Raw genomic sequence first — 23,637 nt, 5'->3', positions numbered from 1 at the left:
CCGACGCCAGAGCGTTCATGGCCGACTTCGTGACTTGGTATAACCACGAGCATCACCACACCGGCATCGGGCTTCATACCCCGGCCGAGGTGCACTTCGGCCTGGCCGCCGACAAGGCAGAAGACCGGGCCAAGGTCCTGGCCGACGCCCGGGCACGCAACCCCGAACGCTTCACCACCAACACACCGCCAAAGATCCTCGAGCTGCCCGAAGCAGCCTGGATCAACAAGCCCGAAGACCCTCAACCCACCGAAACCCCAGCGGCTTAACTCCCTCTGGCCTCAACCATCTTGACAAATTCCGCGCCGCCCCTGTCACACCAGCACTACACCCTCAATTGTGAAGAGCCACTTTAGGTGAGTCTCGTCGGACTATTGACATGATGTCCTATGACGTGCAAGTCTTGCATACACTGTCTATGCATGACTTTCTCTCGGAGGTGTAGCACATGACCAGGTTCAGTGCAATGAAGATCGGTGGTGCTGCAAGATACTGCGCTGCCGTGATCGCTTGCCTCGGTGCTCTGATTGCAGTCACGCTAGCGCCAGTAGCAGCAGCAGGTGCTTCGCAAGGGCCAAGAGAAGGGCATTCCGCAGGACAAGTGATCCTGGCTGGAGGTCAGGCTCCCTTGGCTGAGAATGAATCAACCGCTGCTCGCCTCGGGGAAGGGTGGGCTAAATCGCTGAATTGCAACTTGAATTATCGCTGTACGATGACGACAAACACAACAATAAATGTGGACCATTTCTATAATGGCGCAATTGTTGTCTGGTGGAACACGGGAGGGGTACACACTTCAAGTAAGGCGGTTAATGGTGACACTGCCGTGAAGGCGCTCACCGGTGGCGTGTTCAAGTCGCACTCCGCGTCATGCTTCTGTCCTGCCGGTGTGGTGTGCGGCGCTAAGTCTTAACGATGGGGGCGATGATATCGCGATATTATCGGATGCTGAATGTTCTGCTCGTCTCACTTGTTGTAGGAAGTTGCACTCAGGGAGGGGGGCCTCCTGAGAGTGCGATATCAGACGAGGGCGACGTGACGTACGAACAACTGGTTGAGCGCATCACTCGCGAGCAGCGCGAAGCCGCTTCGAAGTGGTTCCCGGAGGACCCGCCTGAAGAAGTGCACGTGGTTCGGATCGTCGAGCAAGACGAGTGGGTTCCGGCGCAGATTGACTGCATTGCGGAGGCAGGCTTTGAGGTAGAGGATGCGGGTCAGGGTGGTGGGATTAGGGTCGTGGGTGAAACTCCGTCTAGCCAACGTGATTCGCTCAACCGTGCAGTGTTCGAATGTCGCTACAAGTATCCGACGGATCCGCGGAGGGGTGATCTGTTGAAAGGAGACGATGCCCGGACGCTGTTTCGACACCTACGCGATACGGTGACGCCGTGTGTGGAGGGGTTGGGTTATGTCGTCGATGCGCCTCCGTCGGAAGACCTTTGGATATCAAAGTACCTGGACTCGGCCAACGAGTGGGACCCTTATGAGGGCGCAAGTGGATCGGAAGAGGGTCTGAGCCGGGTATATGAAGAGTGTCCGAACGTTCCTGAGGGCTTGTTCCCGTCGCTACCGGAGCCGTCGAACTGATGCTCTTAACCGGACCGAGGGTTGCCGGCGGATCACGACACGAAGTGGTCCCAGCGGTCAGTCGCCCTCAGCCGGGCCCGGCGTTCAGGTGAGCGACCAGGTCGGGTGCCAGTCCGACATACGAGGCGGGGGTCAGGGTGGCCAGGCGCTCCTCGACCTCGGCCGGCAGGTTCAGGCCGCGCACGAACTCCACGAGTTCGGGCTGGCCGATGCGGCGGCCGCGGGTGAGCTCCTTGAGTCGCTCGTAGGGGTTGTCCATGCCGGGGTGACCAGCGGCGGCCAGTGCGCGCATGGCGGACTGGATCGGCTCGGCGAGCACCTCCCAGTTGGCGTGGAGGTCGGCGGCCATCCGCTCCGGTGCGGCGTCCAGGCCGGACAGCCCGCGGGCGACGTTGTCCAGTGCGAGCAGGGAGTGGCCCAGGGCGGTGCCGATATTGCGCTGCATGGAGGAGTCGGTCAGGTCGCGCTGTAGCCGGCTGGTCACCAGGGTCGTGGCGAGCACGTCGAGGAGGGCGTTGGAGACCTCCAGGTTGGCCTCGGCGTTCTCGAAGCGGATCGGGTTGACCTTGTGCGGCATCGTCGAGGAGCCGACCGTGCCCTGCCCGCGGACCTGCGCGAAGTAGCCCAGGGAGATGTAGGACCAGACATCAGTGCACAGGTTGTGCAGCACCCGGTTGAACCGCGCGATATCGGCATACACCTCGGCCTGCCAGTCGTGGCTCTCGATCTGCGTGGTCAGCGGGTTCCAGGTCAGCCCCAGACCGGTCACGAACTCCCGGCTGACGGCCTGCCAGTCGGCCCCGGGCACGGCCGCCAGATGCGCGCCGTAGGTGCCGGTCGCGCCGTTGAGCTTGCCGAGGAACTCCGCCCCGGCGATGCGCGTGAGCTGCCGGGTTAACCGGAATGCGAGCACGGCCAGTTCCTTGCCCATCGTGGTGGGCGTGGCCGGCTGACCGTGCGTGTGCGCCAGCAGAGGTATGCCGCTCAGCTCGCGAGCCATGCCACTCACCTGCTCGACCAACTCAGTGGCGCGGGGGAGCCAGACCTGCTGCACCGCGCCCTGGACCATGAGGGCGTAGGAGAGGTTGTTGATGTCCTCGGACGTGCAGGCAAAGTGCACCAGCTCGGACAGGTCGCCGCGGTTCTCGAGCCGGTCGGTGAGGCGGCGCTTCAGGTAGTACTCGATGGCCTTGACGTCGTGGACGGTCTCCGCCTCGATCTCGGCGAGCTCGTCGATGCCGGCCCGGTCGAACTCGTCGACGAGGCCGCGCAGGCTGGTGGCCTCCTCCTCGCTCAGGACCCCCGCGCCGGGCACGACCTGGTGCGCGGTCAGGTGGATCAGCCACTCGATCTCGACATGCAGCCGGGTGCGGTTCAGCGCCGGCTCGGACAGGTGGTCGACCAGGGGAGCCACCGCCCGGCGGTAGCGGCCGTCGAGGGCGCCGAGGGCGATCGGGGGCGTGAGGTCCGCGAGAGAGGCCATGGGCCTGATTCTCGCAGAGCCAGACGTCCTTGTGTCAGGCACTCCCAGGGTGATGACCCGGGGAGTGCCTGACATAGCGGGTCCGAGAGTTTCGCCTGGCTCAGCGCTTGGTGTCGGGGTCGATCTCGTCGGCCTCGACATAGGTGTCGGTGACCCGGTCCCGCTGCTCACGGGCCTCGGCGGTTGCCGCCCTGGCCTCCTCCTCGCGGACCGCGGCCTCCTGCTCGGCGCGGTCGGCGCGCTCCCGGGAGACTTCAGCCTCCTGCTGGACCTCCCGTGCCTCGGCCTCCCGGTCCTCGGCCAACGGCTCGCCGCCGCCGGCACGCTGCCGCATGTGCTCGGCCTCGTCGCGCAGCCGGGTCTTCTTCTGGTTGTTGACGAAGGCCCAGATGGCGACCAGCACCAGCACGACCAGGACGGCTACGAGCACCCAGATCAGGGTCGAGTCCATGACACACACCTCCGGTAGTTGTCGCCTGTCACGCTAGCCGCGATGGGCAGGGGTGGCGACCGCTGCGGCTGGGTCCGTCTGCGCGGCCGTGACCCGCTCCGTCGGAGTCAGTCCGTGGTGGCTGGCGGGTCCGGCTCTGATGATGGCACCCGCTGGTAGTCCTCGAGCGGCACGAGCCCCACGGCCGGCGCTGCTGCGGCTCCGCGCAGACGTGCCGCGGCTGGCCCGTCACCCTCTGGAGCGGGCTCACCCAGGATCGAGTCGATCGCGTCGGCCACCAGCCCGTGGCCCGGGAGGCGGTCGACTCCCTCCGATCCCGTGCTGATCAGGCTGCCCTCAACGTGGAGCGCCAGCAGCAGCATCCCGTGCACCGGCTCCCCGTCGCCGATCGGTGGCTGGAAGTAGGGCAGGTCGAGAGCCCGGGCGCCGTGTCGCTCGTAGAAGCGGAGCCGGGCGTTCGGGTCGCCGAACTCGGGTGACCCGGTGTGCCGATCCGGACGCTCCGCCTCGGCGACCACGAGGGGCGGTCACCCTGGGACCGGACCTTCTCCAACATGGCAGCGAACAGGACCGACCCCACGCCCCGCCCGCGCCGGTCCGGCCGGGTGGCGAAGTAGGTGAGCAGCACAGCAGGGGACGGCACCAGGGACTCCGTGACGGCGATCGCCACGGGGCCCGACTCATCCTCCGAGACCCACACCGACACGGTGCCCTCGGTGGCACCGTCGATCAGCCAGTCGGTGGCCACCAGCTCACTCGGCGGGAAGGACGGAGCCAGCAGGGCGGCATACAGCTCCTGCAGTTCCGTGGGATCGGTCACCCGACGGATGGTGGGGTCGATGCTCACGAGTGCCTCATGGGGGGAGGCTAGCGTCAGAAAGCAGGTGCTGTCTCCCGCCCGCGCCAGCTAGCGTCGTGCCGGTGATCACCGACGAGGACCTGGTCCGGGAGGGCGCCGCGCTCGACGACCGTTTCGGGGTCGAGCGTGCCGCTGCGTTCGGGCGGCAGCTCCCTGCCGTGGTGGCCGACCTCGCGCACCGGTGGCGGCTGGCACCCGAGGGGCCGCTGTCCACGGGAGCCACGTCCGTCGTCGTCCCCGTGCGGACGGCCTCGGGCGAGCCAGCCGTCATCAAGATCAGCCCGGACGCGGAGTTTCTGGCACGCCAGGGCGCGATGCTGCGACACCTGGCCCCCACAGGGCGGGTGCCGGCAGTGCTGGAGGCGGACGCTGCTGCCGGTGCCCTGCTGCTGGAGCGCGTGCTGCCGCACCGGACCCTGGATGACTCGCGGGCCACCCCGCCGACGGCTGTCGAGTGGGCCGGACTCCTGCGGGACCTGCACGGCACGACCACCGAGGGCGTGACCGACCTGTTGCGGCAACGCTGCGAGGACATGTTCCGCCGGATCGGTGCCCGTCAGGCCACCGAGCAGGTCAGCGCGCACATCCCGCGCGAGGTCTGGGGTCGCGCGGTCGAGGACTGCCTCGCTCTGCTGGAGACCGACCAGGAGCAGGTCGTCATCCACGGTGACCTGCACCTGGGCAACGTCCTGCGCTCGTCGGACCGCGGTCTGGTCGTGATCGATCCCAAGCTCTGCGTCGGAGACCGGTGCTTCGACATGGTCGACTTCGTGGTCGTCTCCGGCACCGCGGACCAGATGGCGCAGCGGGTCCGGGAGCTGGCTCCGCTGGTCGACACTGACCCCGGCCGGCTCCTGCGGTGGAGCCGGGTCAACGCGGTCGTCACCGCGATCTCGAGGACTGCCTGGTCGGGCCCGGACGCGTGGACGCAGACACTGCTGGAGTTTGCTCGCGACCAGTGAGCGAGACCTCGCGCCACCCCTGCGGTCGGACATCGTGGGAGACCATGACGGCGCTCTGCGGCCCGGCGCCCAATCGCGCGAGCACACGCCGGGCGCTCACCTCGTCGAGGTGAGCGGTGGGCTCGTCCAGCAGCAGCACCGGTCGCCGGGAGAGTATGCCGCGGCCCAGGCTGAGCCGGGTCCGCTCGCCCCCGCTGAGCCCAGTGAGGTGGGTGTTCAGGCCGTCAGGTAGTTGGGTGAACCAGTGCCCCAGGTCCGCGGCGTGCAGGGCGGCGACGAGGTCCTCGTCGCTGGCCCCGGGGCGGGCCAGGTCGAGGTTGGCGCGGACGGTGTTGGCGAAGGCGTGCGGCTCGTCGTCGGCGATCGCGAGACGCCCGCGCACCTCGGCCAGCGGCAGGTCGTGGACCTCGGTGGCGTCGTGAAGGTAGGCCCCGGACGCGGGGTCCAGGTGCCGGGCCAGCACGGCCAGCAGCGTCGACTTGCCGACGCCGTTGGGTCCGGTGAGGACGACACGCTCGCCGGGGGCCACACCCAGCGTGGTCGTGGGCAGGTCGGGAGAGCCCGACGTGCCGGTGGGTTCCGCGACGTCCCAGGTCGCCTCGACCTTGTCGGCCAGCAGTGCCGGGGCATCGCCGGCTGGGTCGCCCCCGCCCCACTCGGCGGAGGTCGTGTCGGTGCGCTCCTGGGCGACCGCCGGCTCCTGGGCGAAGAGCTCGTCGAGGCGCTCGCGGGCCGCGCGGGCCCGGGCCCGCGCGCCGGCGATGTCCGGGACGGCGCTCCAGGCGTCGGCCAGAGCCATCGGGGTCAGTGCGACCAGGGCTGCGACCGGGCCGGCGAGGGCTCCGGCGGCGACCGCTGCCCCAGCCAGCCAGGCCACCCCACCGACTGTGGCGGCGATGACGAGCCAGGTCAGGCCGACGGTCAGGCCGCGGGCGCGGCTCAGCCTGCGGGTGGCTGCGTCCTCGACGCGCTGGGCCTCGGCGACGCGCGCGACCACGAGCTCGGCCCGTCCTCGCCCGGTCACCGCCTGCACGTGCGCCAGCTGCGCGGTGACCAGGGCCGTCAGACCCCGCACCGTGGCCCGGGCGGACACCAGTTGGTGGTGGGCCGGCTGCTCAACGGCCTGGTCCAACCGCCCGAGCAGCAGGACGAGAACCGCTCCAGCCACCACGATGAGACCAGCGGGTGGCAGGAAGGCGCCCACGACCAGGGCGGCGACCGCGCTGGCCAGGACGGTGTCCCAGGCCGGGACCACGACCCGGACCTTCTCGTCCGTGACGTCGTCCAGGTCGCGCACGACAGCGGTGAGCACGTCACCGCGGCTGCGACGACCGAGCCGGGCCGGGGTGAGTGGGATCAGGCGGGCATAGGCACGCGTCCGTTCCCGGGCGAGCACCTCCAGGGCGACGTCGTGGGAGGTGACGCGCTCGGCATAGCGCAGCACCGGACGTGCCAGACCGAAGGCACGCACACCCACGATGGCGACCAGCAGGGTGAGGACCACCGGCTGATAGGAGGCCTGCACGATGAGCCATCCGGACGTCGCGGTCAGGGCTACGCCCGAGGAGGTGGCCAGCCCACCGACCGCGGCGGCGAGGGCCAATCTGGCGCGGGGGTGCGGCAGCACGCGGTGCAGCAGGCTCGCGGGTGTCTCGTGTGTCGCGCGTGTCTCCTGTGCAGCGAGCGGCGCGACCGACGGGCGCGGTGTGACTGACGGGCGCGGTGTGACCGACGCGGTGCCGCGTGTCTGTGTGACCGGTGCCTCGCGCACCTCTGGACGCACCGCGGTCGAGGTCAGCAGGGGTATGTGCCAGCGCTGGTCTGCGAGGGCCACCAGCTCCGGGTCGTGGCTTGCCACCATGACCCGGCGGTGCTGTGCCAGGTCGGCGATCACCGTGCGGAGCGCGGGCCGCGCGTCAGGTGCGAGGTGGGCAGTGGGTTCATCGAGCAGCACCACGGGGGCGTCGGACAACAGGGCTCGGGCCAGCGCGAGGCGCCCTCGCTGTCCTGCGGACAGACCGAAGCCATCGTCGCCGAGGACGGTGTCCAGGCCGGCTCGCTCGCGCAGCGCTGGCCAGAGGTCCACCCGCGACAGCGCCAGTCGCATCTCACCGTCACTGACCTGCAGGCCGGACAGGGCCAGGTTGTCGCGAACGGTCCCCGGCAGCAGCAGAGGACGCTGCGTGGCCAGGTGTGCACGCGGAGCCCGCACGCTGCCCGTGGTGGGGGTCCGCAGGCCGGCGATCAGCTCCAGCAGGGTGGTCTTCCCGGCTCCGGACGGCCCGGTCAGGGCGGTCAGCCCCGGACCGGGACCGGTGCTGACGTCGAGACCCCGGAGCGTGTCGGCTCGTCCGGGATGGCGATAGCTCAGCCCCTCGATGGCGATGCCCTCCGGCGAGGTGGCCTGGGCGCCCTCTGACGGGGTGGCCCGGGCGCCGTCGGTGCGCTCGCTCGGCGTCGGCGCCAGCTCGGGCAGCAGCCGCTCGAGGGCCTCGGCGCCGTCGGCGGCGTTGTGGAACTCCGAGCCCACCCGCCGGATCGGCCAGTAGGCCTCGGGGGCGAGCAGGATCGCGGTCATCGCGACCTGCAGGTCCATGGCCCCATAGGCCAGCCGCAGGCCCACACAGACGGCCACCAGGGCGACCGAGATCGTGGCGAGCAGCTCGAGGGCCACCGTGCTCAGGAAGGCCGTGCGCAGGGTGCGCACGGTCGAGACCCGGTGCCGCCGGCCCACCTCAGCGACCACCTCGACCTGCCGCTGCGCGCGGCCGTAGGCGACCAGCGTCGGCAGGCCGCGCACCACGTCCAGGAAGTGCCCGGCCAGGTCGCTCATCGCCCGCCACCGCCGCCGCGTCTCGTCCTGGGTGTGCCGGCCGATCAGGGCGGCGAACAGCGGCAGGAGGGGCAGGGTCAGCACCACGATCAGCGCGGCCCAGACGTCCACGACGACCAGGGTGACCAGAGACAGAGCCGGCACCACGGCCGCGGTGACGAGCGCGGGGAGGTACCTCGCGACATACGGCTCGATCCCGGCGACGCCGTCGGTGGCCCGGTGCACGGCCTCATCCGCCGCCGGTCGGGCATCCTCGGGTCGACCGGCCCACCGGCGCAGCAGCTGCACCCGCAGACCCGAGGCGACCTGCTGACCCGCCCAGCCCGACAGCCACTGCTGGGCGCCCGACACCAGCCCGCGGCCGACCAGCAGCGTCACGGTCCAGGTCAGCGGCGCGGTGAGCGAGGCACCGGTGACCACGGCGCTGGCCAGCCACGCCAGGACCACCGCCTGGGCGACGGCCAGGGCCCCGCCGACCACCCCGGCTGCGGACAGGGCGGCGACCGGTGCGCGACTGGCGGGAACCAGGCGGAGCAGGGCGGGGTCGAGGGGCCTCATCGGGCGGGTGTCGCCTCCTCGTCGACGAGGTCAACGTCCGGGATGTGGTGGCCGCTGACCCGCTTGCGGAAGGTCCAGTAGCTCCAGGAGGTGTAGAGCAACACGATCGGCAGGAAGATGACCGCCACCCAGGTCATGATCGTCAGTGTGTAGTCGGTCGAGGAGGCGTTGACGGCCGTCAGGCTGTGCGCCGGGTCGGTCGAGCTCGGCATCACGTCCGGGAACAGCGCCAGGAACAGCGAGGCAACCCCCAGGCCGATCGCGGCGAAGGTGCCGGCGAACGCCCAGCCCTCGGAGCCGGCGCGGGCCATCCGCAGGGCGCCCAGGAGCGCCAGGGCGGCCAGCCCGGCGACCAGCCAGGAGGTGGCCGTGCCGGTGTCCCGGTGGATGATGCTCAGCCAGACTGCCCCGAGCACGGCGCTGACCAGGCCGACCCGGACCGCGATCGCGCGGGCCTCATGGCGGATCGGGCCGTCGGTCTTCAGTGCCAGGAACAGCGCGCCGTGCGTGACGAACAGGCCCAGGCTCACCGAGCCACCCAGGAGAGCGACCGGGTTGAGGAGGGTGAAAAGGCCGCCGGTGTACTCCATCTGTGCGTCGATCGGCACCCCGCGAACGATGTTGGTGAACGCCACACCCCAGAGCACCGCCGGGGTCACCGAGCCGATGACGATGCACAGGTCCCAGCGCTTGCGCCAGAGAGCGCTGTCGACCTTGCCGCGGTAGTCGAAGCCGAGCGCCCGGATGATGAGCGCCACCAGGATCAGGAACAGCGGCAGGTAGAAGCCGGAGAACAGGGTGGCGTACCAGTGCGGGAAGGCCGCGAACATCGCGCCACCGGCGGTGAGCAGCCAGACCTCGTTGCCGTCCCAGACCGGTCCGATGGTCGAGAGCATCACCCGCCGGCGGGTCTCCCGGTCCCGCGGGTCCTTCCCCCGACCGAGGACGGGGAAGAGCGCGCCCACCCCGAAGTCGAAGCCCTCCAGGACGAAGTAGCCGACCCAGAGCACGGCGATGAGGATGAACCAGATCGTTGTCAGTTCCATGTCTTCTGCTTCTTTCTCAGGTATGCCGAGGGGTCAGTAGGTGAAGACGAACGGCTCGTCCTCGGCCCGGTCCCTGGGGTCGAGTGAGGCGCCGTCGTGCTCGGGTGCGCCGGCGCGGGTGTAGCGCAGGATCAGGCCGACCTCGATCACCGCGAGCACGCCGTAGAGCAGCGTGAACCCGATCATCGAGGTGGCCACCTCGGCCACCGTGGTGCCCGGCGAGACGCCGCTGGAGGTGCCCATCAGCCCGAACACGAGCCAGGGCTGGCGGCCCATCTCGGTGAACATCCAGCCCGTGGAGTTGGCCAGGAGTGGCAGGAACATGACGGCGACGGCTGACCAGTGCCAGGCCCGGTGGCGCAGCTCCTTGCCGCGCCACAGCCAGAGCAGGGCAATGGCCGCGATGCCCATGGCGGCGAAGCCGAAGCCCATCATGAGCCGGAAGGTCCAGTAGGTCACCGGGACGATGGGGCGGTAGTCGTCCCGCTCGGTCAGGTCGCTGCCGGCATAGGTGACCTCATACTCCGCCTGGAGGTCGTTGATGCCCTCCACCGCGCCGTCCAGGGTGCCGGTTGACAGGTAGGAGAGCAGCTTGGGCACGGTGATCGCCCAGACCTCGTGGTGTCCGTCGAGGGTGCCGACGGTGACGATCGAGAAGGGCGCGCCCTCGCCCTCGGGCACCGAGTCATACAGTGCCTCGGCAGCGGCCATCTTCATCGGTTGCACCTCGGTCATCACCTTGCCCTGGAGGTCACCGGAGATGACGGTGCCCAGGCCACCGACCAGGACCGTGACCGCGCCGATCATGGCCGCCTTGCGATACATCGGTCGGTCGGTCCGGGGGGACCTGGAGCTCCAGACGTGCCAGAGCGCGATGGCGAGCATGAAGCCGCCGCCGGTCATCCAGGCCGCGGCGATCACGTGGGGGAAGGCCACCAGTTGCACCGGGTTGGTCAGGACCGCCCAGAAGTCGGTGAGCTCTGCCCGCCCGGTCTCGGGGTTGTTGAGGTAGCCCACCGGGTTCTGCATGAAGGAGTTGGCGGCCAGGATGAAGTAGGCCGACAGCACGGTGCCGATGTGGATGATCCACATGCAGGAGGCGTGCAGCCTCTCCGGGATGCGCCCCCACCCGAAGATCCACAACCCGAGGAAGGTCGACTCGAGGAAGAAGGCGAGCAGCGCCTCGATGGCCAGCGGTGCGCCGAAGATGTCGCCGACGAAGCGTGAGTAGTCCGACCAGTTCATGCCGAACTGGAACTCCTGGACGATGCCGGTGACTAGACCGAGGGCGAAGTTGATCGTGAAGAGCTTGCCGAAGAACTTGGTCAGCCGCAGCCACTCCGGGTTGCGGGTGCGCATCCAGGTGGTCTGCAGGATGGCCACGAGCAGCGACAGGCCGATCGTGATCGGCACGAAGAAGTAGTGGTAAACGGTCGTGATGCCGAACTGCCACCGGGCCAGTTCGAGGGCTTCCATGGGCGCTCCCACCTGTGTGACGGCCGGACGCAGTCTCTACTACGTCCAGTAGTTACACTACGGCGGGTAGTAGATCGCGTCCAATCGTCGCTGGGTGAGTTCGCTCACGCAGCCGCCCCCGGGAGCAGGCTCCCGGGGGCGGCGTCCTTTCCACTGGTGGTTCAGTCGCGCGGGTCCTCTGCCAGCCGCAGGGAGCTGAGGATCGGGTCACGCTGGCCGTTCTCGCCGATGAGCTCGACGGTCAGGTCCCCGCCGCCGTGCTCGACCGTGATCGAGTGGGCATCGGCCGTGAGCTTCCCGGCCTCCGCCCGCACGTCGTGCTCGTACAGCGCGACCTCCCCGCCGACGACGACGTCGAAGATGCGCTTCCCGGCCTTGACGTTGGCGATCTCGGCGAAGCCGAGGTCCACGTGGTAGGTGCCGGCCGGCGCGTCCGCGAAGACGTAGGAGAAGTCCGGTCCGGTCCGCTGGGTGCGGAACAGCGGGTCCTCCTCGGTGCCGGCGATGTCCGCGTCCGTGGAGCCTTCCGACCCGCCGACGTGACCCCAGGCGGTCGCCGAGGGCTCCGGGTCGAGCGCCTGGTCGGGGGACCAGGCGAACCCGTGCGCGTCGACGTGACCGGCGCCACCGACATCGACACCCAACCAGTAGGCCGAGGTGGCCATTCGGGTGGGGACCGGCTGGTCGGGGATGCGCCCGGCCGTCGTGGCCACCAGGACCTCACCAGCCAGGACTCCGGGCTCCGCGCCGGCGTTGTCGACCGTGACCGTCACGGTGGTTTCCTCGCCGACCGCGAGCTCGACCGTCTCCGCCGCGGCCTCGCCGGTCAGCGACAGCCAGGGCAGGTCGGTGGGTGCGCCGTCGCTGTCCTGCTCGGTGAGCGTGACCTCGAGCGGCGCGCTGCCCGCATTGGACACCGTCAGCTCGCTCGTCGCGGTCTCGTCCGGCCCCAGCAGCCAATCGAGCTCGCCGTCGATCTCGGCGATGCCGGTGGTGAGCTCCGCGTCGAGCACCTCCGCCTGTCCCTTCTCCGTGATCGTCACCGTGTTGCTACTGGTGACGTAGTTCGGGGAGGAGACCTCGACGGCGTGGCCCCCGATCAGGGCCTGCGCCTTCCACCGGCCGAGCTCGTCGGTGATGACGGTCCGGGTGCTGTCATCGGCCTCGGCGGCCAGGGTGACGACCGCTCCGTCGACGGGCTCGCCGTCGTTGGCGTCGACGACCTCGCCCTCGATGGTGCCCGACTGCGGCAGGGAGTACTCCAGCCCCTGGCCAGGGGTCAGCACCGGTTCGTTGTAGGAGTACCGCTCCACCGGGTTGCCGGCCAGGCTCTGGATGCCGATGGTTGCCGATGACCCCTGGGCCAGCGGGTTCGGGTCTCCGACGCCGGGTCCGTAGCCGATCTGGATGCGTCCGTCCTCGATGAGGGTCACCGAGAAGCTCACCCGCTGCGTCGGGTCCGACCGGAAGACCAGGTTGCGATACTCGATGATCTGCCCGCGCAGTCCGTCGACCTCGGTCGACCCGACGTAGAGGCCTGACTCGTCATCAACGTCGAGCTCGTCCCAGAAGGGATAGATCGAATCCGCGTCGTCGCGGGTGGGCAGGTCGGTGTTGGTCGACCTCGACCGGGAGCGGTCGAAGGTCAGCATGCCGTTCGACGCCACGCACACCCCGTCCCAGGCGGTGTCGTAGAACGGGAAGTCGAACGCGAACCACAGCACACCGCAGCTGTACCTGCTGCTCCACCCGGTCTCGGTGGTGCCCTGGCGATACAGGTCGGTGGTCTCGGTCAGGCTGTAGGAGCGTCCTGCAGGCACGACCGGCACCTCCTCGGGCTCCGGCTGGGTCGGGCCGGGCACCTCGGTCTGCTCCGCGCGGGGGTCCAGTGTCACGCGCAGGGATGCGACGTTCGGTCGCTGTAGGCCCCTGGCGCCGCGCAGCTCGACGGTCAACGGACCGCCGCTGTGCTCGACGACCGTGGTGCGCACGTCGGCGGTGTTCGCGCCGGCCGCTGCCGCAGCGTCGTAGGCGTAGTCGGTCACCTCATCGTTGACCAGGACGTCCATCACGCGCCTGCCTGGCTTGGCGTTCTCGATCTCCGCGAACCCGAGCTCCACGATGTAGCTGCCCTCGGGTGCGTCGTTGAAGACATAGCCGAGCTCGGTGCCGTGGGCTGTGCGCTGGGTCTGGAACAGGGCGTCGTCGTCGGTGGCCAGCACGTCGGCCTCCGTCGAGGTGGTGCGATCCTTCCCGAGGTAGCCCCAGGACTCGTCGCTGCTGGGCTGGTCGGTCGACCAGTCGAAGCCGACCCCGTCCGTGAAGGCCGATCCGCCGGCATTGACGGCCACCTGATAGGGCGTGGTGGTGAGGGTGACCGGGACGTACTCCTTGGACTGCCGTCCGGCGTCGGAGCGGACGAGGATGTTCCCCGCGAGGATCCCTGGTTCGGCGTCCTCGCTGGAGTAGGACACCTGGACGGTCATCGACTCGCCCGGTGCCAGCGTCCCGCCCGTCGTGGACAGCGAGAGCCACGGCAGGTCGGTGACCAGGTCGTCCTCGACGTCGATCAGCAGCACCTCGTCAGTGAACTGGTCGACGGCCCACAGGGCTCCGGTGGCGTCGGTCGCCAGGCCACCGGCATTCCCCCTCTGCTGCCCGGGGAACCACCACGCGTGGACCAGGCTGCAGTCGACGGGGTCGACCTGCAGGAGTCGGGTGGGTCGGTTCGTGGTCCGGTCGGTGTACCAGATGGTGTCCGAGGTGGGGTTGTAGGCCAGCCCCATCACCTCGGGAAGAGGCGGTTCACAGTAGGACAGGAACTCACCCGGCGTCTCGTGGGAGGTGCCGGCGACCGTGCCGATCGCGCCGATGCCACGACCGCCCACGTAGAAGACGTCGAGGTTGGGGTTGTAGGTGAGTCCGGTCAGCTGCGTGTTGGACCAGGCCCCCTCGATCTCCCTGGTCTGCTCGCCCGTCTCGCGGTCGAAACAGTGAATCGAGCTGGCCGGGCTGTCCTCGATCTGGCACATGTCACCGGTCAGGCTGTCGAAGGCGAGGTCGAAGGCGCGGAAGTCCGGGTTCCACTTCGCCGGGAACTCCTTGCCCGTCTTCTCTCCGGTCACGGTGTAGACCGCGTTGACCTGCTCGTTGTAGTCGTGGACCCACACGTCGCCGTCGAAGCCCACGCCGGTGGCAGAGGACATGTCGGTCGCGATCCGAGCCAGGACGTCACCACCGGAGTGGGTGCCGATCTGGTCGGCCTCGTCATCGGCTGGTGTGCCCGCTCCGTCGCCGGTGGTGGACTCCGCGAAGTCCTCCGGCGCAGCGCTGGCCGCCTCGTTCCATGCCGTCAGGTCGAGGGTGCTCTCCTCTCCGGTCACGGTGCGTGTCGTCACGTTGTCGCTGTCCAGCTCCGGGTGACGCTCCATCTCGCCCAGGTCGAAGGTGACCGGCGCCGTGCCCGGGTTGGTCAGGGTCAGCGTCCCGGTGCCGTTCTGGCCGGCTCCGAGCACCGCGTCCAGACCCTCGGGTGCCAGCCCGGCGATGCCGGTGGTGAGCTGCGCGTCGACCTCGGCCGTCGCATACAGCTCCTCGAGGGAGAACTCGTAGTCCTCGGTCACATAGTTGGGGGCCACCACGGTCATCGTGTAGTCGCCGGTGTGCAGCTGCCGATGGAAGGAGCCGTCAGCTCCCGTCGTGACGTTCTCAACCAGGCCGTCGGCGTCCGCGATCGTGACGGTTGCCCCGGCAATCGGGAGGCCGTCGTTGGCATCGTGGACCGTGGTGTCGACGTAGCCGAAATCGGGCATGTCGTAGGTCACGACCATGCCCTCGTGCAGCACCGCTGCGTCCTCGGAGAACCGGATGCCGTCCTGGCCCTCCCACCCCTGGATCCCGGTGAGGGAGACCAGGCCTGCCGTCAGCGGGTCCTCGGCGCCCACGCCGTCGCCGTAGGCGAAGGTCACGGTGCCGGAGCGGGTGATGGTGGTGGAGAAGCTGATCGGGGTCTCGGACTCGCGTGGGTGGTTCGACCCACCCCAGATGATGACGTCGCGATACTCGATCACGAAGGCGTCCTCACCGTCGACGGTGGTCTCCGCGGTGTAGATCCCGCCCTCGTCCAACCGCAGGGGGCTCTGGGTGTAGAACGGGAAGAGCGCTGCACCCCCGTGGCCGGGACCGGAGGTCTGTGACTCCACGGCCACGACTCCGCGCCTGCCGATGTTGAGGGTGTCGTGGCTGGTGTTGTAGATGGCCACCGGGAACGGCAGCTCGACCTGCGACCAGACGCCGGAGGTGAACACCACCTCGTCGGTGCCGGTGCGGAACTCGCCCTCGGACACCGCGCAGGTGTAGCCCCACTCGTCGACGACCAGCTCAACGGGCACCGTCAGTGTCGTGTCAGCGGTGACGGACAGCGGCATGGTGAGGGGGGAGAAGCACGCGTTCGGCCGCACCTCGAGGGAGTAGTCGCCGGTCGGGACATCGGGCAGCGTGAAGGTGCCGTCCTCGGCCGAGGTCACGGAGGCCAGCGGCGTGCGGGGCACCGCGATGGTGGCGTTGGGCACGGGCTCTCCGTCGGCCGAGACCACGGTCCCGGAGACGGTGTGGCGGGGAGCGGCCGTCAGGGTGAGGTCAACGGTCGCCTCCTCCCCGATCTCGACCGTGGTCGTGGTCGACCCCTCCAGGTAGCCGAAAGCGGTCGCGGTGATGTCGTAGTCGCCCTCAGGCAGGCGGACCGAGAAGGTCCCGTCCTCTGCGGTGCCGACGGTGCGGCTGAAGGGACCGTCGATGGTCACCTCGGCGCCGCCCACCGGCTCGCCGTCCCCGGCGATCACACCGGTCAGCATGCCACCGCCGCGTGGGGCGAGCTGGATGAGCCGCTCCAGGTCGAGACGTCCTTCGCCGTACTTGTTGTTGAACTCTGCCGTGCCACCGCACGCCGTGTCGTCGACGTCGATGGCCGACTGCGCCAGCAGCTGGCGGGTGAGTTCGATCTGGCCGATCAGCGTGGGGTCATAGCTCCAGAGTGCTGCGACGGCACCGGCGACGTGTGGCGCCGCCATCGACGTGCCACTGATGGTGTTGTAGCTGTCACCGGGCCAGGTCGACCGGACACCCACCCCGGGGGCGGAGATCTCCGGCTTGATCACGCCGTCCTCACCCTCTCCCTTGCGGGAGAACGCTCCGAGCGTGCCGGTCGAGCCGAAGGCTCCCACCGAGTAGGCGTTCGGGTGTGACCCCGGAGAGGACACGGTGTCACAGGCTGCCCCCGGAGAGGTGTTCCCGGCGGACCAGACACTGAAGATGCCCGCGGCGGTCCAGGCCTCATCGATCGGGGTGAAGAAGTCTGAGTAGGCCTGCTCCTGGCTGGTGCCCCAGGAGTTGTTGACGATGTGGGGACGCTTGGACACATCCGGGTTCTCGCCGTCGAGGTCAGTGGGGGCCAGGATCCACCAGCCCGACTCGAGCAGGGTCTGGAAGCCGGTGTCCTCGCAGCACCCGTTCGTGGCGATCCACTGCGCATCCGGTGCGACGCCCACCTGGTTGTCGGCGTCGGTGCCCACCATGGTGCCCATGGTGTGCGTGCCGTGTCCGTTGTCATCGCAGGGAGCGTCGTCGCACCCGTTGCGGGTGTTGAACCAGTTGTAGTCGTGGTCGAAGGAGCCGTCGGCCTGGCCGCCGCGGTAGTTCCCCACCAGCGCCGGGTGGTCGAACTGGACTCCGGAGTCGATGTTCGAGACCGTGATGCCGGCGCCCGTCGCGCCCTGTTCCCAGGCCGCGGGGGCGTTGATGAAGTCCAGGCCCCACTCCACGTCGGAGTCCTCGGCCGCGGCGGTCATCGTGGAGGGCAGCGGCTCGACCAGCCCGATGTCAGGAGTGTCGTGGATCTCGATGATCCCGGTGTTCGCCGCCAGATCGAGCGCGAGGTCCTCAGTGCCGGAGCGGACCAGCACGAGGTTGGCGATGGGGTAGGACTCGTACTCCACACCGGCCGCCTCCAACTCCGGGGCGACGGTGGCCAGGGAGCTCTCCGCGGTCTCGGCGAGCTGGTCGTAGACGAACTGTCCCCGCTCGGTCCAGTCGTGTATGTCCTGTGCCGCAGCGAGGTCCGGTCGTTCGTCGAAGGAGAGCCAGAAGTCCGTGGAAGCCGCGTTGTGCAGGGTCTGACGCAGCTCCGGCTCGATCTTGTCTGCACCCCGGGTGGGCGCGGTCTCGGTGGCGCTGGTGTCGTCGGGGCTCGGATCGGCCGACGCCGTGGGCGTCCCAACTCCTAGCCCGACCACCATGGCCAGGGACATCATGACGGCGATGCGTCTCATCAGGTTTCCTTTCACGGACGCCCAGAACGTGGCGTCGTCGGCGCGGGGGTGCGCTCGATCTCTCACAGCGGTTGGTAAGGGTCGTGTCGTTCAGCGGCAGGGTGCTCGTCGCTGGGTTCGTCCGCCGGGGCAGGATCTCGCTCCGAGGGCGTCGGGGGGTGGGGGGTCGGCGCGTTCCGGGGACGGCACTCGTCCTCAGGCATACGCAGGTCCCGGCAGCAGGGTCATGGCAGACCATGCTGGGCGGTGCGACCTCCTGTCGCTATCCTGCGGATCCGTTAATCAATACGAATCGGGGGAGGACGGACCGTCCTCGGCGAACACACCGGTCTCGACGGCGGTGACCGCCAGCACCGTCCGCGAGGACGCGTTGAGCTTGCGCATCGCCGAGCGGACCTGTTGCTCGACCGTGGCGGGCGACTTGGTCAGGATGCGGGCGATCTCGGGGTTGGTCTTGCCGGCGACGACGAGCCGGACCACCTCGACCTCCCGAGGTGAGAGCTGATCGCCGTAGCCCCGCCTGCCACCTCTCCACGGCCGCGGGACCGCAGCGTCGTGGGCCCGCAACTGCTGGGCGATGCGGTCGGCGTCACCGCGCGCGCCGAGCGCGAAGAGCCGCTCATAGACCGTGGTCAGCAGGCTCTGGCCCTCGGCATCCCGCCCACCGGCCAGGAGTGCCTGCGCCTGGCGCTCCTGCGTGAGCAGGGCCTCGTAGGGTCGTGGCATCTTCTCCCAGGCGCGGGCGGCCCGGGCAAATCCACGCGCTGTCCGGTCGTGGTCCGCGTCGGACCCCAGCAGTTGGGCACGGCACAGCGCGAGCGCTGCCCGGGCGCCGGGGGCGTTGCGGCCCTGTAGTCCCCTCGCCAGATGTGTCGTGAGCCGGCGCGCTCCAGCGACATCGCCGACGGCGAGCAGCGCCTCCACCCGCACCGGCGCGACTTCGGTGGCCCAGACCCAGACCCGCTTCTCCTCGACCATGCGCACGGGACTCTCGGTGACGCGCAGGGCCTTCTCCGGCTCACCGTCGGTGAGCGAGAGTCGCGCGAGGGCCGCAGCCGGCTCCAGCGTGTCGTCGATCGCGCCCAACCGGGTCGCCTCGTCGAGTGCGAGGCGGAACTGTTCCTGGGCGACCCGCCTGCGGCCCCCGGCGGCTGCCAGTCGTGCGCTGAGCCGCAGGCTGGCCAGGTAGGCGCCGGGCCGGTCGCGGTTCAGCTCGGTCAGCTCCTCGGCTCGCTCCGCGAGTCCCTCCCAGTGACCCTGGAACCATGCCAGGTTGGCCTGTTCGAGGCGGACGTTGTTCTGCAGCCGCTCCGACTTCTCGGCCTTGGCGAGTCCCAACGCGTGGGTCAGGTGCCGGTCGGCCTCGACATAGCGCCCCCACAGCAGGGCACCGGTCCCGATGTTGGCGTTGATCCGCGCGATGTCCAGTCGTTCCGCCGAGCTCGACGCGTCCTCGGGAAGCTCCGCGATCGCGTCCCAGGCGGCTTCCTCGCCGAGCATGAGCAGTGCGGCGGCGCGGTTGCCGGCCAGGGAGAGCCGGTCGGCGGGGGAGTGGATGGCGGGCAGGAGCGCGGCGGCCCGCTGCAACCACCGCAGGTGGGTGGAGGCCGGCCATGGGCCGGCGAAGGCCCAGCCGAGATAGGTCATGACCTTGGCTGCCTCCACGGGGTCGTGGCCCAGGTGGGTCACGGCCTGCTCGAGCTCGGCGAGGGCGGCCTCGGCTTCTCCCGTGTTGATGAGCAGCCGCCCGAGGTAGTTGCGGATCTCTCCCCGCTGGCGGTCGGTGAGGTCCGTCGAGTCGAGGGTGCGGCGCAGGGTGGCGACCAGGCGGTGATACAGCTCATCGACGGACTCCCGACGGCCGAGGGCGGCGAGCGCGGCCGTCCGCGCGATTCTGGGCCGGTCCGCAGGTCGGAGGTCCGCGGTGGCCAGTAGGTCGTCGAGGTGGAGGACCGCGGTCGTGTGGTCGCCGGAGTCGATGGCCCGGTGGGCGGTCTGTTCGGCGTAGGTGGCCCACGAGGTGTCGTCACCGGCCTCCCGGAAGTGGCGGGCCAGCTGGGCGATCGGTTGCGGGTTGAGGTCGGTGAGGGCACGACCGGCACGTCCGTGCAGGTGTCGCCTGTCCGGTGCCGGGATGGACTCGTAGACGGCGGCGGCGGCCAGACCGTGCCGGAACCGCCACCGTCCACGGCCGTCGACCTCGAGAAGCCCGGCTGCCGCGGCGTCGGCCAGGGCCGCGCGCCCCTCGACCGGATCCAGCTCCGCGGTCACCGAGATGACCTGCTCGCCGTGCGGTTCCCCCAGGGCTGCCGCGGCGCGCAGCGCGACCTGTGCCGATCTCGAGAGCCGGCCGACCCGCTCCCGGGTGGAGTCGCGGACGGTCGGCGGCACCTGCAGGTCGCTCAGGCTCAGACGCACCCACGACCCGTCCCGGAACACCAGGTCCGCCCGGTCGCAGAGCAGCCGCACCGACTCCTCGACGGCGAGGGGGACACCGTCGGTCCGTTCGTGCAGGAAGGTGGCGAACTCCTCCGACATCGGTCGTCCGTCCAGCATGGAGGACACGAGCGAGGCCGTCTCACCGCGGGCCAGGGGAGCCAGGAGGATCCGCACCTGCGTGGTCCCGGCCGGCAGGCGCGACGACAACCGCAGCAGGAGGGACTGGTCATCCAGGTCCTCGGGCCGGTAGGTCAGCACCAGGTCAGGCCGGTCGGGCTCCTGCCGGGAGGTCAGGAACAGCAGGAACTCAAGGGTGACCTCGTCGGCCCACTGCACATCCTCGACGACCAGCAGGTCGACGCCGAGCGCCCGGATCAGCTCGGTGAGCGCCCGGAACAGCCGGTGACGGGAAGCCATGGCGTCGTCCAGGGCGTCGGGGGCCGGTGGGAGCTCGACGGACCACTCGGGGAAGAGTGGTCGCAGGGCTCCGGCGAGCCCGGTGAGCTCCACGCCGTCCAGGGTCGGTTGGGCGGCACGGAGAGCATCGACGATCGGGCCCAGGGTGAGGGACTCCCGGAACGGCGGGCACACGGCCACCAGTTGGGTGCGCCGGATCGCCGGGTCAGCGGTGAGCGCCTCCTGCAGCAGGCGGCTCTTGCCGATCCCGGCCTCGCCCTCGACCAGCACCACGGCCGGTGATCGGGTCAACGCGTCGGACAGGGTCGTCAACTGGCGGTCCCGTCCGACGAGCGACGGGGCCGAGACGGGGGGAGAGGCGGAGGCTTCCTGGACCTGGACCTGGACCTGGACCTTGGGCGTGGGCGTGGGCGTGGGGACCTGGGACATGGGCTGTCAGTGCTCGAATCTCCCCGTCAGCAGACCCGGGGCTGGTCAGTCGTGCCGTGCGTGAACCGCGGCGACGGCGTCTCCGGTGACGTCGCCGCCCCGTCCGCGGAGTCACTGATCACGGCGTGGAGCATCTCGAGGGAGTCTGGCACACGCTTGGTGAACGGCAGTCAGGTGAGCGTCGCCGCGGTCACGACCGGGTCCAGAGCCCCCAGGCCAGCAGGGCCCAGGGCAGCAGGCCGAGCGCCACGCCTGTCAGCACGACCGGGACCACCGTCGGCTGGAACCTGAGGTGCCCGGGGAGGGCGCGGATCCGCACCGCGGCGTCACCGTCGGCTGCCGCCTCTCCCAGCGTCGCCCGCGGGTGTCCGCGGCCGGCCATCGTCACCAGAGCACCGCCCATCGCGCTGACGCCCACCCTCCGGGCCGCCTGCCGGTCGGCGAGCAGCTCGATCAGCAGGTGCACCTCGGCCAGGGCGGGCTCACTGCGGACCCTGGCGGGCACCGTGCGGTGCAGCACGGTGAAGAACTCCAACATCAGGTCGTGTCGGGAGCGCACATGGGCATGCTCGTGGGCCAGGACGGCCTCCAGCTCGGTGCCGGAGAGAGCGTTGACGGCGCCCTGGGTGAGCACGACGCGGGACTGCAGGCCCGGCAGGCAGTATGCCGATCGGCCGGGGTGGTCGAGCACGCGCAGTCGTCCGTCGGTCCGGCTGGCGACGACGTCGACAACGTGCCGCTGCTCCCGGCGGTTGCTGCGCAGGGAGCGGCCGACCTGGTGTCCGGAGCGCAACAGCAGCACCAGCATGCCGCCGCTGAGGATGGCGGCCACCACGAGACCCACGGTGGTCTGGACCGTGCCGCCGGTGAGCGCCGGCACGGAGTCGCCCGGACCGAAGAGCGACAGCGCGGCAGCCGGTGCGGTCAGCAGGGCGGCTGACACCCCGGTGAGCCCAGCGACCTGCCAGAGGGTCAGCGCCGCTGCCGGGGTGCGGCGCAACCAGCTGATCCGGGGCAGCAGCCGGGGGAGCAGGACGGAGGCGAAGACGGCCAGTGCGGCCAGTGCCAGGACCGGCAGCGCAGTGGACACGGTGGCTGCCGGGTCAGCTGGATTGCTGCTCGGTGACCTCGGTCAGCGCGGCTCGCAGGTCGGCGATCTCGCCGGCAGACGCCTCGCCCAGGAAGTGCAGCATCGCGGCCTTGCGGTCGTCGGCGTCCAAGGCCTCCAGGCTGCCCCGCATCGTCGCGGCCGTCATCTCCTCGCGGGTGGCGGCGGGGGAGTACTGCCAGGCACGACCGTCGCGCACCCGGGTCACGACCTTCTTCTTGGCCAGCCGGTCGAGCACCGTCATCACGGTGGTGTAGGCCAGGTCACGGTCCTTCCCCAGCCGCTCGTGCACGTCTCGCACGCTGAGCTGGCCGTCGCTGTCCCACAGGACATCCATGACGGCACGCTCCAGGTCACCAAGACTTGTTCCGAACGGCCACATGCTCCAAGGATACGTCCTGGGCGCCGGGTCTCCTACGCCACGTAGGACCCCCCCGACCGAGCGCGTGGTGACCCGGGTTCTGCCTCGACCGAGCGCGTGGTGACCCGGGTTCTGCCTCGACCGAGCGCGTGGTGACCCGGGTTCTGCCTCGACCGAGCGCGTGGTGACCCGGGTTCTGCCCCGACCGAGCGCGTGAGTCGCGGAGGGTATCTCTACGCCGACGCGTCCTCGGAGGAGCCGTAGCCCTCTGGGTTGCCCTGCTGCCAGCGCCAGGTGTCTGCGCACATGTCGTCGACGGTGCGCTCGGCCCGCCAGCCGAGTTCGGCGTGCGCGCGGGACGGATCGGCATACGAGGAGGCGATGTCACCGGCCCGCCGTGAGGCGATCACATGCGGGATCTCGCGTCCGGAGGCCCGTTCGAAGGCCCTGACCAGGTCCAGCACGCTGGTGCCGCGCCCGGTGCCGAGGTTCCAGACCGAGAGAGGGTCATCGGTGTGGCTGAGCTTCTCCAGGGCGGCCAGGTGCCCGAGGGCGAGATCGACGACGTGGATGTAGTCGCGCACACCGGTGCCGTCCGGGGTGTCGTAGTCGTCACCGAAGACCTCAAGCTTCTCGCGACGCCCGACGGCCACCTGCGCGATGAAGGGCATCAGGTTGTTCGGGATGTCTGCCGGGTCCTCACCGATGCGTCCGGAGGAGTGCGCCCCGACCGGGTTGAAATAGCGCAGCAGGGCAATCCGCCACGAGGGGTCGCTCTCGGCGAGATCGCGCAGGATCTGCTCGATCATGACCTTGGTCCAGCCGTAGGGGTTGGTCGCCGAGGTCGGCAGGTCCTCGGTCATCGGGACCGGTGCCTGCGCACCATAGACGGTCGCGGAGGAGGAGAAGACCAGCCGGCGCACCCCGAACTCCGCCATGGCGCGCAGCAGGGAGATGGACCCGCCGAGGTTGTTGTCGTAGTAGTCGAGTGGCTTCTCGACGCTCTCGCCCACGGCCTTCTTGCCCGCGAAGTGGATGACAGCATCGAACTCGTGCTCGGCGAAGACCGCGCGCAGAGCCTCGTGGTCCCGCAGGTCCAGCTCGTGCAGCGTCACCTGCGCGCCGCTGAGCTCACGGACCCGCTGGACCGCCTCGGGCACCGCGTTGCTGAAGTCGTCGACGATGACCACGTCGTGAGTGGCGGCCAACTCCACCACGGTGTGCGAGCCGATGAACCCGGCGCCACCGCTGACCAGGATCCGCTCTCTCATGCCCCAAATCCTCCCAGACCGCTCACCCGGT

At 69.7% G+C, this 23,637-nt stretch carries 13 protein-coding genes and 2 pseudogenes; 3 read left to right on the top strand and 12 right to left on the bottom strand.

The window, feature by feature from the left end; all coding sequences use genetic code 11:
* Positions 1 to 269: pseudogene (locus DPQ65_RS13915) on the top strand (IS3 family transposase); the annotation flags it as partial.
* Positions 270 to 945: 676 nt separating this feature from the next.
* Positions 946 to 1,587, top strand: a complete 642-nt coding sequence (locus tag DPQ65_RS15765) for a hypothetical protein (protein ID WP_162802251.1) — start codon at positions 946 to 948, stop codon at positions 1,585 to 1,587.
* A 67-nt stretch (positions 1,588 to 1,654) separates the two neighbouring features.
* On the opposite strand, the gene purB is transcribed toward DPQ65_RS15765, so the two are convergent.
* The 4 genes and pseudogenes from purB to DPQ65_RS16540 form a co-directional block, all read right to left on the bottom strand.
* The gene (gene purB / locus DPQ65_RS13910; protein WP_114907956.1) at positions 1,655 to 3,070 is read right to left on the bottom strand and encodes an adenylosuccinate lyase; all 1,416 of its coding nucleotides are present in this window, start codon (positions 3,068 to 3,070) and stop codon (positions 1,655 to 1,657) included.
* Between the two features lie 100 nt (positions 3,071 to 3,170).
* Entirely contained in the window at positions 3,171 to 3,521 is a 351-nt protein-coding gene (locus DPQ65_RS13905) for a hypothetical protein (protein WP_114907955.1), read from the bottom strand.
* A gap of 107 nt (positions 3,522 to 3,628) precedes the next feature.
* Entirely contained in the window at positions 3,629 to 4,039 is a 411-nt protein-coding gene (locus DPQ65_RS16210) for a hypothetical protein (RefSeq protein WP_238146866.1), read from the bottom strand.
* 20 nt (positions 4,040 to 4,059) lie between these two features.
* A pseudogene (locus DPQ65_RS16540) lies at positions 4,060 to 4,341 on the bottom strand (GNAT family N-acetyltransferase); the annotation flags it as partial.
* A 101-nt stretch (positions 4,342 to 4,442) separates the two neighbouring features.
* Between DPQ65_RS16540 and DPQ65_RS13895 the strand changes: the two are divergent.
* A complete protein-coding gene (locus DPQ65_RS13895; protein ID WP_162802248.1) occupies positions 4,443 to 5,342 on the top strand; it encodes an aminoglycoside phosphotransferase family protein in 900 nt (299 codons plus the stop codon).
* Here the strand turns inward: DPQ65_RS13895 and cydD are convergent.
* The 8 genes from cydD to galE all read right to left on the bottom strand — a co-directional run bounded on the left by cydD (position 5,263) and on the right by galE (position 23,606).
* Complete coding sequence (gene cydD, locus DPQ65_RS13890; RefSeq protein WP_114907952.1) at positions 5,263 to 8,733, bottom strand: thiol reductant ABC exporter subunit CydD; 3,471 nt, start codon at positions 8,731 to 8,733, stop codon at positions 5,263 to 5,265. The two genes, DPQ65_RS13895 and cydD, sit on opposite strands and share 80 nt — an antisense overlap.
* The gene (gene cydB / locus DPQ65_RS13885; RefSeq protein ID WP_114907951.1) at positions 8,730 to 9,779 is read right to left on the bottom strand and encodes a cytochrome d ubiquinol oxidase subunit II; all 1,050 of its coding nucleotides are present in this window, start codon (positions 9,777 to 9,779) and stop codon (positions 8,730 to 8,732) included. Before cydB ends, cydD begins: the two co-directional genes overlap by 4 nt.
* A 33-nt stretch (positions 9,780 to 9,812) precedes the next feature.
* On the bottom strand, positions 9,813 to 11,255 hold the full coding sequence (locus DPQ65_RS13880) for a cytochrome ubiquinol oxidase subunit I (protein ID WP_114907950.1): 1,443 nt from the start codon (positions 11,253 to 11,255) through the stop codon (positions 9,813 to 9,815).
* 161 nt (positions 11,256 to 11,416) lie between these two features.
* Positions 11,417 to 17,581 carry a carboxypeptidase regulatory-like domain-containing protein gene (locus DPQ65_RS13875; RefSeq protein ID WP_114907949.1) on the bottom strand — a complete coding sequence of 2,055 codons (6,165 nt, stop codon included), beginning with the start codon at positions 17,579 to 17,581 and terminating at the stop codon, positions 11,417 to 11,419.
* Between the two features lie 282 nt (positions 17,582 to 17,863).
* Positions 17,864 to 20,866, bottom strand: coding sequence for a helix-turn-helix transcriptional regulator (locus DPQ65_RS13870; RefSeq protein ID WP_114907948.1), 3,003 nt, complete (start codon positions 20,864 to 20,866; stop codon positions 17,864 to 17,866).
* 190 nt (positions 20,867 to 21,056) lie between these two features.
* Positions 21,057 to 21,956: a M56 family metallopeptidase gene (locus DPQ65_RS13865; protein ID WP_114907947.1), complete on the bottom strand. Its 900-nt coding sequence runs from the start codon at positions 21,954 to 21,956 to the stop codon at positions 21,057 to 21,059.
* 13 nt (positions 21,957 to 21,969) lie between these two features.
* Positions 21,970 to 22,356: a BlaI/MecI/CopY family transcriptional regulator gene (locus DPQ65_RS13860; RefSeq protein WP_114907946.1), complete on the bottom strand. Its 387-nt coding sequence runs from the start codon at positions 22,354 to 22,356 to the stop codon at positions 21,970 to 21,972.
* Between the two features lie 212 nt (positions 22,357 to 22,568).
* Entirely contained in the window at positions 22,569 to 23,606 is a 1,038-nt protein-coding gene (gene galE / locus DPQ65_RS13855) for a UDP-glucose 4-epimerase GalE (protein WP_114907945.1), read from the bottom strand.
* Positions 23,607 to 23,637 lie beyond the last annotated feature (31 nt).

This window comes from Ornithinimicrobium murale, from assembly GCF_003352835.1.
Lineage (GTDB): Bacteria > Actinomycetota > Actinomycetes > Actinomycetales > Dermatophilaceae > Ornithinicoccus > Ornithinicoccus muralis.
Note: the sequence above shows the minus strand (reverse complement) of the source record. Positions and strands in the feature narration are given on the sequence as shown.